General features: G+C 70.0%; 14 protein-coding genes and 1 tRNA gene. 2 read left to right on the forward strand and 13 right to left on the reverse strand.

Features of this window, described 5'->3' with window-relative positions; all coding sequences use genetic code 11:
• The 3 genes from H0488_RS17010 to H0488_RS17020 form a co-directional block, all read right to left on the reverse strand.
• Positions 1-546 (reverse strand): hypothetical protein (locus tag H0488_RS17010; protein WP_220794703.1); only part of this gene is annotated, 546 nt, incomplete at its 3' end.
• Complete coding sequence (locus H0488_RS17015; RefSeq protein WP_183100442.1) at positions 543-1124, reverse strand: signal peptidase I; 582 nt, start codon at positions 1122-1124, stop codon at positions 543-545. The genes H0488_RS17015 and H0488_RS17010, both read right to left, overlap by 4 nt.
• A gap of 20 nt (positions 1125-1144) precedes the next feature.
• On the reverse strand, positions 1145-1708 hold the full coding sequence (locus tag H0488_RS17020) for an alternate-type signal peptide domain-containing protein (protein WP_183100443.1): 564 nt from the start codon (positions 1706-1708) through the stop codon (positions 1145-1147).
• A gap of 163 nt (positions 1709-1871) precedes the next feature.
• On the opposite strand from H0488_RS17020, the gene H0488_RS17030 reads away from it, so the two are divergent.
• Complete coding sequence (locus H0488_RS17030; protein ID WP_183100444.1) at positions 1872-2666, forward strand: hypothetical protein; 795 nt, start codon at positions 1872-1874, stop codon at positions 2664-2666.
• Positions 2667-2674: 8 nt separating this feature from the next.
• Here H0488_RS17030 and H0488_RS24750 read toward each other — a convergent pair whose 3' ends face one another.
• The 9 genes from H0488_RS24750 to H0488_RS17070 all read right to left on the reverse strand — a co-directional run bounded on the left by H0488_RS24750 (position 2675) and on the right by H0488_RS17070 (position 10874).
• Positions 2675-2806, reverse strand: coding sequence for a hypothetical protein (locus tag H0488_RS24750; RefSeq protein WP_281369688.1), 132 nt, complete (start codon positions 2804-2806; stop codon positions 2675-2677).
• A gap of 205 nt (positions 2807-3011) precedes the next feature.
• Positions 3012-3905, reverse strand: coding sequence for a pyridoxal 5'-phosphate synthase lyase subunit PdxS (gene pdxS, locus H0488_RS17035; protein ID WP_183100445.1), 894 nt, complete (start codon positions 3903-3905; stop codon positions 3012-3014).
• Between the two features lie 10 nt (positions 3906-3915).
• A complete protein-coding gene (gene pgsA, locus H0488_RS17040; protein WP_183100446.1) occupies positions 3916-4563 on the reverse strand; it encodes a phosphatidylinositol phosphate synthase in 648 nt (215 codons plus the stop codon).
• Positions 4564-4573: 10 nt separating this feature from the next.
• On the reverse strand, positions 4574-5098 hold the full coding sequence (locus H0488_RS17045; protein WP_312856395.1) for an HIT family protein: 525 nt from the start codon (positions 5096-5098) through the stop codon (positions 4574-4576).
• Positions 5095-5823 carry a TetR/AcrR family transcriptional regulator gene (locus H0488_RS17050; RefSeq protein ID WP_183100447.1) on the reverse strand — a complete coding sequence of 243 codons (729 nt, stop codon included), beginning with the start codon at positions 5821-5823 and terminating at the stop codon, positions 5095-5097. The genes H0488_RS17045 and H0488_RS17050 overlap by 4 nt, the downstream gene beginning before the upstream one ends.
• Positions 5824-5922: 99 nt before the next feature.
• On the reverse strand, positions 5923-6882 hold the full coding sequence (locus tag H0488_RS17055) for a hypothetical protein (protein WP_183100448.1): 960 nt from the start codon (positions 6880-6882) through the stop codon (positions 5923-5925).
• 13 nt (positions 6883-6895) lie between these two features.
• A complete protein-coding gene (thrS, locus tag H0488_RS17060) occupies positions 6896-8893 on the reverse strand; it encodes a threonine--tRNA ligase (protein WP_183100449.1) in 1998 nt (665 codons plus the stop codon).
• Between the two features lie 103 nt (positions 8894-8996).
• Positions 8997-9698, reverse strand: coding sequence for a prealbumin-like fold domain-containing protein (locus H0488_RS17065; protein WP_183100450.1), 702 nt, complete (start codon positions 9696-9698; stop codon positions 8997-8999).
• 165 nt (positions 9699-9863) lie between these two features.
• Positions 9864-10874: a hypothetical protein gene (locus H0488_RS17070; protein WP_183100451.1), complete on the reverse strand. Its 1011-nt coding sequence runs from the start codon at positions 10872-10874 to the stop codon at positions 9864-9866.
• A gap of 194 nt (positions 10875-11068) precedes the next feature.
• On the opposite strand from H0488_RS17070, the gene H0488_RS17075 reads away from it, so the two are divergent.
• On the forward strand, positions 11069-11971 hold the full coding sequence (locus tag H0488_RS17075; protein ID WP_183100452.1) for a DUF2510 domain-containing protein: 903 nt from the start codon (positions 11069-11071) through the stop codon (positions 11969-11971).
• 90 nt (positions 11972-12061) lie between these two features.
• Here H0488_RS17075 and H0488_RS17080 read toward each other — a convergent pair.
• Positions 12062-12136 (reverse strand) — tRNA-Val (locus H0488_RS17080).
• Positions 12137-12344 lie beyond the last annotated feature (208 nt).

A 12344-nucleotide genomic window follows, 5' to 3' on the forward strand; every position in this document is an offset into this window, starting at 1 on the left:
GGTGTCGGGGAGCCACCCGCCAGGCCCGCCGTCACCGCGGTCGCCGTCGGCCGCCGGGGCGTCCTCGACCAGCCGGACCTCGAAGTCGATCGGGAGCCGCCCGAGCATCGCGCTGTTCGGCGCGGCCCAGGAGAAGCGCACCCGCACGTCGACCCGGATCTGTCCGCCCTCGGCGATGGCGCGGTCGGTCAGCGAGCGCGACGGCGTTCCGTTCTCGATCGCGAACCAGTCGCCGTCCGCGACCCGGGCGGCGACCTCGACGTCGTCGTCGGCCATCAGGTCGTGGCCGTCCACGCTCCGCACCTCGATCGTCAGCAGGGCAGCGGCCGGGCCGTCGTTGCGGACGTAGAACGACGCCACCTCGGCGTCGCCGGGGACCCAGCGCCGGTCGGCATCGAACAACGGCCGGTGCAGCGCGTCGTACCAGACCACCCCGTCGGGGCTCAGCCCCACGTCGTCGGCGGCCCTCGCGGGCGCAGCCACCACGGCTGCCAGCAGCCACACGGCTGCTGCCAGCACGATCGGAACCGCGGACCGGCGGGTCATACGACGGCTTCCTCCCTGATGTCCTCGGCGCTTCTCTGGTCGTCCTCCGGGCGCCGGCGGCGTTCACGGATGCTGCTGGTGAACATGTAGGCGGCGTACGCCAGGAGCAGCGAGCCGACGACGTAGACCCCGATCTGGCGCTGGTTGCCGCTCAGCAACGTGTTGACGTGGCCGAGGTACGGCACCGAGTACCAACGCTCGCCCTTGATCTGGACCTCCCGGACCGGCTGCGGGTCCGCCGCGTCGTTGGCGTCCCCCTGGGTGACGAAGGCCCGGTCGCCGTTGATGGCGGTCTCGACGGCGACGACGCGATGGGTGGCCACGGCAGGCTTGCCCGACTCCAGCTGGTAGGTGATCACGGCGCCGACCCCCACCTCGTCCGCCGCGACCGGCTTGACGACGACCAGGCTGCCGGCAGGCAGGCCGGGTGACATCGAGCCGGTCAGCACGGTGTACGGCGTCGCGCCCGCCAGCCGCGGCACCAGGACCGTGACGGTCAGGACCGCCGCGACCGCGACCACGCACGACCAGGCAAGGACCTGCCCGAGCCAGCCGACGATGCGCCCGGGCGTGCTCATCTCGCGCCCCGCCCGTCAGGTCACGGGTTCGGGTCGACCTGCGTCAACGTGACGGTGAGGGTGTCGAGAGTCGCCTCGACGCCTTGCATGTCGTTGTCGTTGATGCCGGTCGGGTCCGCGGTGCCGTACGGGATGTCGACGACGAACGCGACCGTGAGGGTCTCGCCGCCATCGGCGTCGGTGATGGTGCCGCCGTCGGCGATCGCGGTGCCGTTGAGGTCGTACGTCGCGCTCACCGTGGCGTCGAACGAGGTGCCGGTCGGGTCGGTGACGAAGGTCAGCGTGTCGGGTGCGTCGACGGTGGCGCTCAGGTTGTCGCCCGTCGCGCCGAGGGTGAAGGTGCACTCCTTGGTGACGACGTCACCGGGTACGAACAGCACCACCGGCGTGCCGGCTCCGGCCTGACCGGCCGCATAGACCCAGCTGGCGTCACAGCCGACCGGCGTCAGGGTCAGCGTGCCGGCGTTGATGGCGCCGCCCTCGGCAGTTCCGGTCGCGGTCCAGTAGGCGAGCGTTCCGGCACCGCCCATGAGCAGGACCGCCGCACTGCCCGCTGCAATTGCTCCTTTGGTGCTCTTCTTCATGATTCCCTCCGGGTGTCACCGAGTCCATGCAGACCCCGCAGTCCCGACAATGCGGGACCGCGGTCCCGAAAAGCGTCGTTCCCCGGAGAAGTGGCCGCTCGATATCGCCGTCTAGTCACGACTGACCAGGTGCGTAGAGTCCCCTCGCGAAAGGGGGAGGTCGATGGACGTGACGGGGCCGAGGAGTCGCCGGTGGGGCCCCACCGCGCTGATCGTGGCGACCGGGCTGCTCGCCGGGTGCGGCGTCGACCGCGAGAACGACGAGCCGCGCGGAGTGGCCGAGGTCGGCACCACCCCCGGGAGCACGAGCCAGGCGGTCTCGGCGTACGAGGACTGGCTCGCTGCGCTGGCCGAGCACGACGCGGCTGCCGCGTGCGCCCTCCAGGCACCCGAGCTCACCATCGAGCTGCGCTACGAGGCGATCCTGGCCGACCGCGCCGAGCTCGGCGACCCGTGCACCCGCTTCGAGGCGCTGCTGTGGGAGGACCCGGAGTTCGACAGCGAGATCGTCGACGTCGAGGTCACCCAGGAGACCGAGGAGGACGCGCTCCTCGAGGTCCACCTGGCGTCAGCCGACCTCACCGTCCGGATGGTCTATCACCGGGCGCGCTGGCGGGTGTTCTCCAGCACGCCGCGCTCGGCCGACGGCTCCGACGGTTCCGACGGCTCCGACGGTTCCGACGCCCCGGGGTCCGGGCCGGCTCGTTGGTTGGGAGCCTGGTGCGACCTTTCTCCCGATCTGACCCGCGACCAGGTCGTCGCGCTGATGGGCGCCCCCTCAGGTGAGTACACCGTCGCCGACGGCGGCGAGCCGCAGCTGTGGTGGGCGCAGGACCAGTACGACTTCCGGGTCTACCTCGATCCGGTCGACGACGCGGTCCTCGAGCTGGTCGGCGACTACGACGCCTTGAGCGCCAGCGACCGTGCGCTCCTCCCCTGTCCCGAGCTGCGCAGCTGACGGGGAGGCTAGACCAGCTCGGGCACCCGGAGGTGCGCGATCGCCAGCTCGAACGCGGTCGAGCAGGCCCGGCTGCGTGCGCGATCGACCATCAGGCTGGCGCTGCAGAAGCCGGGGAGCGCCTCGATCCGCGGCAGCACAGCGACCGTCTCGAGACCACACCCCCCCGCTGGTCGAGGAGGTCGCGCAGCGACCGTCTCGAGACCACAGCCCCCGCTGGTCGAGGAGGTCGCGCAGCGACCGTCTCGAGAGCGAAGCGACGTTGGTCGAGGAGGTCGCGCAGCGACCGTCTCGAGAGCGAAGCGACGTTGGTCGAGGAGGTCGCCCTGGCGACCGTCTCGAGACCTACCAGCCGCGCTCGGCGAGCCGGTGCGGCTGGGGGATGTCCTCGACGTTGATGCCGACCATCGCTTCGCCGAGACCGCGGGAGACCTTGGCGACGACGTCGGGGTCGTCGTGGAAGGTCGTGGCCTTGACGATGGCCTCGGCGCGCTGGGCGGGGTTGCCGGACTTGAAGATGCCCGAGCCCACGAAGACGCCCTCGGCGCCGAGCTGCATCATCATCGCGGCGTCGGCCGGGGTCGCGATGCCGCCGGCGGTGAACAGCACCACGGGAAGCTTGCCGGCCCGCGCCACCTCCGCCACCAGGTCGTACGGCGCCTGCAGCTCCTTCGCGGCGACGTAGGGCTCGTCCTCCGCGAGCGAGCCGAGCCGGCGGATCTCGCCCCGGATGGTGCGCATGTGGGTAACCGCGTTGGACACGTCGCCCGTTCCGGCCTCGCCCTTGGAGCGGATCATGGCCGCGCCCTCGGTGATCCGGCGCAGCGCCTCGCCGAGGTTGGTCGCACCGCACACGAAGGGCACGGTGAACTTCCACTTGTCGATGTGGTTGGCGTAGTCGGCCGGGGTGAGCACCTCGGACTCGTCGATGTAGTCGACACCGAGGCTCTGCAGCACCTGCGCCTCGGCGAAGTGACCGATCCGGGCCTTGGCCATCACCGGGATCGAGACCGCCTCGATGATCGAGTCGATCATGTCGGGGTCGCTCATCCGCGAGACGCCGCCCTGGGCCCGGATGTCGGCCGGCACCCGCTCCAGCGCCATCACCGCGACGGCGCCGGCGTCCTCGGCGATCTTGGCCTGCTCGGCGGTGACCACGTCCATGATCACGCCGCCCTTGAGCATCTCTGCCATGCCGCGCTTGACCTTGGTGGTGCCCAGTTCGTGCTGCTCGCTCATGGGTCCGATTCTAGGTGGCGGAGGGCTTCTCCCCCGCATCGAGGTCGGCATCGAGGACCACCGCCTGGCGATAGACCTTGAGCACCCGGAAGACCACGGTGTAGGTGCTCGCCGCCACCAGCGCCCAGAGCGTGACGTACATCAGGATCGGCAGGTCGAACAGCGCGGCGAGACCGGTCATCACCAGGACCGACACCAGACGGTCGGCGCGCTCGGCGAGCCCGCCCTTGGCGTCCATGCCCAGGGACTCCGCGCGTGCTCGGGCGTACGACGTGACCGAGCCCATCACCAGGCACCACAGGGTCACGCACAGGTAGAGGTAGCTGTCGCCCGGCCCGGCGAAGTAGAGCGCCAGTCCGCCGAAGATCGCGCCGTCGCCGATCCGGTCGAGGGTGGAGTCCCAGAACGCGCCGAACCGCGACTTCCGGTCCAGGGTCCGCGCCATCTTGCCGTCGATCAGGTCGCTGAACACGAACGCCGTGATGAAGAGCACCCCCCACAGCAGCTCGCCACGAGGGAAGAACGCGAGGGCGCCCACGCAGACACCGAGGGTGCCCACCAGGGTCACCGCGTCCGGGCTGATCCCCAGCTTGATGAACAGTCGGACGAAGGGCATGAGGACGACGCCTTGCCAGAAGTCCTTGAAGCGGTCGAGCACGACGTCGAGGCTAACGCCAGGCGTCCGCGAGCAGGTCGCGGGTCTCGCCGAGGAGCTGAGGCAGGGTCTTCGTGCCGGCGATCACGGTCATGAAGTTCGCGTCGCCGGACCATCGCGGCACGACGTGCTGGTGCAGGTGGCCCGACAGCGAGCCGCCCGCGACGCCGCCCAGGTTGAGGCCGACGTTGAAGGCGTGCGGCTGGGCGATCCGCCGGATGGTCTCGAGCGCCTGCTTGGTCAGCAGCGCGATCTCGGCGGTCTCGGCGTCGTCGAGATCGGTGTAGTCGGCGACGTGCCGGTAGGGCAGCAGCATCAGGTGGCCGGGGTTGTAGGGATACAGGTTGAGCACGGCGTACGCCGTCTTCCCCCGGACGACGACCAGCTCGTCGTCGTGGGACGTCTCGGGATCGCGCGTGATCCGGCAGAACGGGCACACCGGCAGGTCGGGATCGGGCGCCGGCTCCTCGGCAGCGCTCTGGACGTAGGCCATCCGGTGGGGCGTCCAGAGGCGCTCCAGGCCGTCGGGGTCGGTCACTGCTCGGTCTGCTCCATGGCTCGCAGCAGCTCGTAGAGCGGCACGTCGGGGACCTCGATGTTGCGCGACGCCGCCATGCCGTTGATCTGGAGCCAGATCGACTGGGCGAGCATGTTCACCAGGTGGTCGGCGTCGGGCGTCACCTCCAGCCGTGACGACCAGCGCCGCACGGAGGAGAAGACCTGGCCGATCAGACCGAACACCCACGGGTCCAGACCGGCCCGGTCGTCGGCGCTCAGCTCGATGCCGAAGTACTGGACGACGGTGTTCATCAGCTGCTCGATCTGCTCCCCGATCTGCTCGATCGACTCGGCGAGCGGGTGGGCGCCGGGACCGGGCAGCTCCAGCTCGACGAACCAGAAGAGGGTCGGGTGCTCGGTCGCCCAGCGCACGAACTCGTCGACGATCCGCCGGATGATCACGATCGGCTCGCCGTCGTAGGCCAACGCGGGACCCAGCCGCCGCCCGAGGTCGCGGCAGATCTTCTGCTGGACGGCGAGGTCGAGGTCGACCCGGTCGTGGAAGTGCCGGTAGAGCACCGTGCGGGCGAGGCCCGCCTCCTCGGCGATCAGCTGGACCTGGACGTCGTCACCGGGCTCCGCGCGCTCGAGCACCCGGATCGCGGCGTCGATGATGACCCGCCGTCGGGCCTGGTTGTGGGCCAGCCAGCGCAGGCGGCGGCCGTCGCCGCCGTACTCGGGGTCGCTCCCCGCTTCGTCCGCCATCCGTCCCGCTTCTCTCTCGATCCGCCCGATCGGTCCCCGTGCAGGGTAGCCGTCCCGTCCGACGGTCGCCGGGGATCGGCGACGACCGTGGGCGGCGCCTCAATATCGGTGGAACCAGCGGCCGAGGTCGAGGGCGATGTCGGGGCAGGTGATGTTGTGGTCGCGGCTGTCGGCGACCCACTGGCCGAGCACGGCCCGTCCGCCCTGGATCGACCAGTCGTCGCCGCAGCGGCTGAACGCCTCCTCGCGCGACGTCTGACCGGCCGCCCGCCACTCCGGGACGCCGAGTCGGAAGCTCCCGACCACGCCCTCCCAGAGGTACGGCGTCGAGTAGACGCCGATCGTGTAGCCGGCCTCGGTGTAGGCGCGCGCGGCTCCCGCGACGACCGCGGCGTTGGCGACCGGGTCGCTGCTCCACTCGAAGAGCGGCACCGGCTCGACGTCGATCCACACGATCGGCGTCTGCAGCCCGGAGTCGACGAGCGAGTCGATGTTGAACCTGGCCTGCTGGTAGCCGACGTTGCGCAGGCGACCCACGAGCCGGCTGCCGTCGTACGGGCCGTCCCAGGCGTACTTCTCGAGGGTGGCGGCGTCGGGATAGCTGGCAACGGCGTACGCCGACGCCATCAGCTCGCGCTCCTGCACCCAGGCCACCTGGTCGGCCAGGCAGGGGTTGGGCGTGAAGCCCGGACCGTTGGTCAGCCCGATGACGACGAACTCGGCCTCCTGGACGGGCATCGGCAGGCCCAGCGACCGCTTCTCGGGGATGCCCATCCCCTTCGGGCACTGCGGCCAGCTGATGTCGGCGCCTAGCACCGGCTCGTCGCGCGGCGGGATGGTGCCGGACGCGTCGTTGGCGAGGTCCTCGGCCATCTCGGCGAGGCTGCTCGCCTCCACGCCCGGGCCGCCCTGGCCGGTGGGCTTGCGCTTCCTGGGCTTGTCGGTCTGGGTCTCCTCCGCCGTCGGCTCCGCGGTCGGCTCGTCGCCGTCCTGCTCGGCGCAGGCGCCCACGACGCTCAGCAGTACAGCGAGCGCGAGACCCGACGCCAGGCGACGCATCCCCGCCCCCGTCTCAGACCTGTTCGCGGGATGCGATGGCGGCAGCGACCCGTTCGATGGCCTCCGCGACCGGGACGCCGTTGTCCTGGCGTCCGTCCCGGTAGCGGAAGCTGACCGCGCCCTTGTCGACGTCGTCGGCACCGGCGATCAGCATGAACGGGACCTTCTGCAGCTGTGCGTTGCGGATCTTCTTCTGCATCCGGTCGTCCGAGTCGTCGACCTCGACCCGGATGCCGCGCTTGCGCATCTGCCGAGCCACGTCGTGGAGGTAGTCGGAGAAGGTGTCGGCCACCGGGATCGCCTGCACCTGGACCGGCGCGAGCCACGGCGGGAACGCGCCGGCGTAGTGCTCGACGAGGACCCCGAAGAACCGCTCGAGGGAGCCGAACTTCGCCGAGTGGATCATCACCGGCTGCTGCTTGGAGCCGTCGGGGGCGACGTACTCGAGGCCGAAGCCCTTCGGCTGGTTGAAGTCGTACTGGATGGTCGACATCTGCCAGGTCCGCCCGATCGCGTCGCGCGCCTGCACCGAGATCTTGGGGCCGTAGAACGCGGCGCCGCCCGGGTCGGCCACCAACTCCAGGCCGGAGGCCAGCGCGACGTCCTCCAGCACCTTGGTCGCGACCGTCCACTCCTCCTCGGTGCCGACGAACTTGTCGGGCTTGGAGTCGTCACGGGTGGACAGCTCGAGGTAGTAGTCGTCGAGGCCGAAGTCCTTCAGCAGCCCGAGCACGAAGTCGAGCAGGTGCTTGATCTCGTCGGGCGCCTGCTCCGGGGTGACGTAGGAGTGGGAGTCGTCCTGGGTCAACCCGCGCACCCGGGTGAGGCCGTGGACGACCCCGGACTTCTCGTAGCGGTAGACCGAGCCGAACTCGAAGAGCCGCAACGGCAGCTCGCGGTAGGACCGCCCGCGCGACCTGAAGATCAGGTTGTGCATCGGGCAGTTCATCGCCTTGAGGTAGTAGTTCGCGCCCTCGAACTCCATGGGCGGGAACATCGTGTCGGCGTAGTACGGCAGGTGCCCGGAGGTGTGGAACAGCCCCTCCTTGGTGATGTGGGGGGTGCCGACGTACTGGAAGCCCTCCTCGATGTGCCGCTGCCGGACGTAGTCCTCCATCTCGCGCTTGATCACTCCACCCTTGGGATGGAAGACCGCGAGGCCGGAGCCGATCTCGTCGGGGAAGCTGAACAGGTCGAGCTCGCGGCCGAGCTTGCGGTGGTCGCGCTTCTCTGCCTCCTCGAGCCGGTGGAGGTAGTCGTCGAGCGCCTCCTTGGTCTCCCAGGCGGTGCCGTAGACGCGCTGCAGCTGCTTGTTCTTCTCGTCGCCGCGCCAGTACGCCGCCGCCGACCGCATCAGCTTGAAGGCCGGGATCCGCTTCGTGGTGGGCAGGTGCGGGCCGCGGCAGAGGTCCTTCCAGGCGACCTCGCCGTTGCGGTCGATGTTGTCGTAGATGGTCAGCTCACCCGCGCCGACCTCCGCCCCCGCACCTTCGGCCGCGTCGGCCGCGCTGCCCTTCAGCCCGATCAGCTCGAGCTTGTAGGGCTCGTCGGCGAGCTCGACCCGCGCGTCGTCGTCGTTGGTCACCCGGCGGGAGAACCGCTGGTTGTCCTTGATGATCTTGCGCATCCGGGTCTCGAGCTTGGCCAGGTCGTCCGGGGTGAACGGGACCTCGACGTCGAAGTCGTAGTAGAACCCGTCCTTGATCGGCGGGCCGATGCCGAGCTTCGCGTCGGGGTAGAGGTCCTGGACCGCCTGCGCCAGCACGTGGGCGCAGGAGTGCCGCAGGATGTCGTGGCCGTCGCTGCTGTCGATCGCGACGCCCGCGACCTCGTCGCCGTCGGCCAGCTCGTAGGCGAGGTCCTTGAGCTCGCCCGCGACCCGGGCCGCCACGATGTCGGGCTGCTCCTTGAAGAGCTCCCACGCCTTGGTGCCCGCGCTCACGGAGAGCGTGGTCGTCTCCTGGCCCTCGCGCGCGTCGGCGGGGACGAGGACGACCTTGATGTCGGACACAGAGACCTCTTCGGAGTGTGGCTGGACGAACCGCCGCGGATGCGGGGCCGTGCATCCAGGGTATCGACCGGTCGCGTGTGTCCGCGCGGGAGTTAGCCCGTGGTCAGGCGCGGTCGAGGAAGACCTTGCCGATCCGGCCGATCGGCGAGCCGCAGGCCGCGCCCCAGGTGCGCACCACCGTGGCGTCGCACGCCCGCCAGCCGGCCTCGAACCCGCGGCTGACGCCGTTGACACGCAGTCCGAAGTCCTCGCCGGTGATCGGGATCCGGAAGAAGCCGTTGCTGTCGGTCGTGTCGCTGCCGACGACGGTGCTCAGGCTGGTGACCTCGCGGGTGTTGACCGTGATCCCGCCCAGCCGGTTGCCGTTGGCCGCGTTGACCACGACACCACTGATGAAGGACGGCAGCGCCATGACCCGGCCGAGTCGCCGACCGGGCGTGACCGGAGTGGCGTACGAAGGATCGAACTCCACCCAGCTCGGGCCGCTGGCGCGGTCCGAGACGTAGCCGCCCTGCACCCGGTTGTTGCGCACGACCTCGACCCAGTAGTCCCCCGCCCCGGTCGGGGCGAGGCTGAACTCGCCGTTGGTGTCGGTCACGTCGGTCACCACGACCGCGCCCGGCGTACCGCCGTCGTCGGCGTGCAGCCGCAGCGTGGTGCCGGCCGCCGGAGCTCCGGTCGTGGAGTCCACCAGTTGACCGACGACCGGGTCGAGGGCGAGACCGGCGCCGGCCGGCGCCGGCAGGACAGCAGGAGAGAGCGCCACGAGCGCGGCGATCAGGATGGTTGAGAGAGGGCGGCGCACGGGGATCACCTTGTCTTCGAGAGCCGAGATCGGAGCGCCATCGTAGGCGCCGGCGAGGGTCCGGGGCTGCAGCAGAAGGTCCCGAGAACGGCGGGTCTCACGGCCCACCATGACGCGCGACCCGGCACAGGTCAGCACTCCACCGCGCCGGGCAGGTGCGGATCGTCAGGTGCCCCTTGCCTTCAGGTCGGCGACTCGCCAGGTATCGCCACCGTCCTTGACCAGGACCAAGAGCGCCTTTGACGGCGTTGCGGTCGTTGCTCCGTCGCTGCGGAAGCGCTGGGTGAAGGAGACGAGCACTCGTGCCGACTTCTCATCGGCTTTCACCAGGACCGTTTCCACGTCCTCGACGTCGATGCTCGAGCTGGACCCGACGAAGGCCGAACGAATCGCGTCCGTGGTCCCGCGGAACTCCGCGGCGAACGACTCTGTCATCAGCCCCAGAGCTTCTGCGACTTGCTGGTCGTAGTTGCGGAAGTCACGGGTGAACATCGCCGTGCAAGCGGTTGCTGCGAACGCGCGGACCTCTTCGTCCGTCTCCGTCTCCGTGTCGCCAGGAGTCGATGTCGTGTCGGCCCCGGTGCTGAGAGTCTCTGGAGCTGCCTTGTCGGAAGGTGACCCGTCTTCCCGGGTGAGCAGGGTCCCGACTGCGGCCGCGAGGGCCACCACGACCACAACTGCGCCAGTGACGAGCCAGCGGACCTTCACCCGTGGCGACCTCGGGTGAGTGGGCGAAGAACCTCCCGTCGGCAGGCCGGGAGCGACCGGTCCGCCTGGGTTCTCCCGCGGAGTCGTGAGCGCAGCGGGCGGTGGTCCAGCAGAAGGCCGCCCGCCGTGCCGTGCGAGCACCACATCTTCGGGCACCGCTCCGGTCGCGAATGCAAGCGTTGCGAGTGCCCATCTGGCGCCTGTGGTCTCCTGGGTCCCGCGTTCCGATGCCAGACGCGAACCGTGGGCATCGATGGCCTGCACCGGGTCTGCGCCGAGCTCGATCTGGTTCATCAGCCGGCGGTACTCGCCGAGCCTGATCGCGTCCGCCAACAGGTTCCACTCCCCGCGGGTGCCGGCGGCCTCGGCGATGTAGTCGTCGCACGCGGCCCGAAAGGACTCGTGATTCTCGAACACGGACGGTCCCGCTCGAGAAACAAGCTCTGCCAGGTCGCGATGGATGCTCACGGTGGTCAGCCTCGCAGCCAGGAGCCGGCCGGAAGGCAACTTCTCGAAGTTCTCCGGGGACGCTCGGAGACGTGCACCCGGCCCCTGGAGAGCGTCGACGAACCCCCGTTCACGGCGGTGCGACCGTGCGATGATTCCCGAACGTCGCCGGCCGCCGCCGATCCCCGGCCGGACCACCACACCAGGAGCGTGCGATGTCAGACCCGAACCAGACCCCTCCCGGGTGGTACCCCGACAGCCAGGGCGGCGGCCAGCGTTGGTGGGACGGCAACCAGTGGACCGAGCACACGCAGCCCCCGGCGAGCGACGCCGCTGCTGCTCCTGCTCCGCCGGCGCCTCCCCCGGCGCCGGGCGCACCCGGCGGTGACCTCCCGACCCAGATCGCCCCGAACCGCGCGGCCAACTACCCCGGCGACGCCTCGGCGCAGCCGCCGCAGCCCCAAGCCGTCTACGGCGCACCCACCGGCCAGCCCGGGTATGGCCAACCGCAGTCGTTCGGCGGGCCCGGCGGCGGTAGCGGAGGCTCCGGTCGAGGCAAGGGCAAGCTGTTGGCGATCATCGGCGGTGCTGGCGCAGCCCTGGTCCTAGTGCTGGTTCTGCTCTTCGTGTTGTTCAACTTCGTGCTGGGCGGCGGGCCGGACGACGTGACCGAGGACTACCTGAATGCGCAGGCCGAGTTCGACTACGAGCGCTATTGCGAGCTCTTGTCGAAGGACCTGCAGAAGGACCTCCTCGGCTTCTACGACGCGGACGACTGCGGCGAGTTCGCCGACGATGCCGAGAAGGAGCGGGAAGACGGCAACGAGGAGTTCGAGGACGAGTACGACCAGTCGTTCGACGACTTCCTCGACGACGTCGACCACTCCGTCGAGATCAAGAGCGTCGACGAACAGGGCGAGGACGTCGCGATCGTCGAGTACGAGGAGACCTACGAGTACACCGGCGATGACGACGACATCCTCGAGGGAGAATTCGACGGCGACGAGAAGGACACCCAGGAGGGCACGATCAGGCTGGTGAAGGAGGACGGCGACTGGAAGGTCGACGACTCCTCCTACGACGAGGACGACGAGGACGACGGCGGCGGCGAGGAGTGAGGCCCACCCCAGACCCGGATCTGGATCCGGGCCGGCGCCACATGACAACGGCCCCCGATCCGCGTTTCCGCAGGCCAGGGGCCTCTCTGCTGGTGGGCGATACTGGGTTCGAACCAGTGACCTCTTCGGTGTGAACGAAGCGCGCTACCACTGCGCCAATCGCCCCAGGTGATGCGGTCGCCGACTTTAACGCATTGCTTCCTCGACGCCCGAATCGACTCCCTGCCGCTGGGCGAGGCGCGAGCGAAGCGAGCCCCCGGCCGCTGGTTGAGGTGCGAGCCAAGCGAGCCCCCGGCCGCTGGTTGAGGTGCGAGCCAAGCGAGCCCCCGGCCGCTGGTTGAGGTGCGAGCCAAGCGAGCCCCCGGCCGCTGGT

It is taken from the genome of Nocardioides pelophilus, assembly GCF_014180685.1.
Lineage (GTDB): Bacteria > Actinomycetota > Actinomycetes > Propionibacteriales > Nocardioidaceae > Nocardioides > Nocardioides pelophilus.

What these genes read in the sequence shown, in the direction of transcription:
- H0488_RS17015 (WP_183100442.1), bottom strand. Translation starts at nt 1,124, where the DNA reads ATGAGCACGCCCGGGCGCATCGTCGGCTGGCTCGGGCAGGTCCTTGCC.
- H0488_RS17020 (WP_183100443.1), bottom strand. Translation starts at nt 1,708, where the DNA reads ATGAAGAAGAGCACCAAAGGAGCAATTGCAGCGGGCAGTGCGGCGGTC.
- H0488_RS17030 (WP_183100444.1), top strand. Translation starts at nt 1,872, where the DNA reads ATGGACGTGACGGGGCCGAGGAGTCGCCGGTGGGGCCCCACCGCGCTG.
- pdxS (WP_183100445.1), bottom strand. Translation starts at nt 3,905, where the DNA reads ATGAGCGAGCAGCACGAACTGGGCACCACCAAGGTCAAGCGCGGCATG.
- H0488_RS17050 (WP_183100447.1), bottom strand. Translation starts at nt 5,823, where the DNA reads ATGGCGGACGAAGCGGGGAGCGACCCCGAGTACGGCGGCGACGGCCGC.
- H0488_RS17055 (WP_183100448.1), bottom strand. Translation starts at nt 6,882, where the DNA reads ATGCGTCGCCTGGCGTCGGGTCTCGCGCTCGCTGTACTGCTGAGCGTC.
- H0488_RS17075 (WP_183100452.1), top strand. Translation starts at nt 11,069, where the DNA reads ATGTCAGACCCGAACCAGACCCCTCCCGGGTGGTACCCCGACAGCCAG.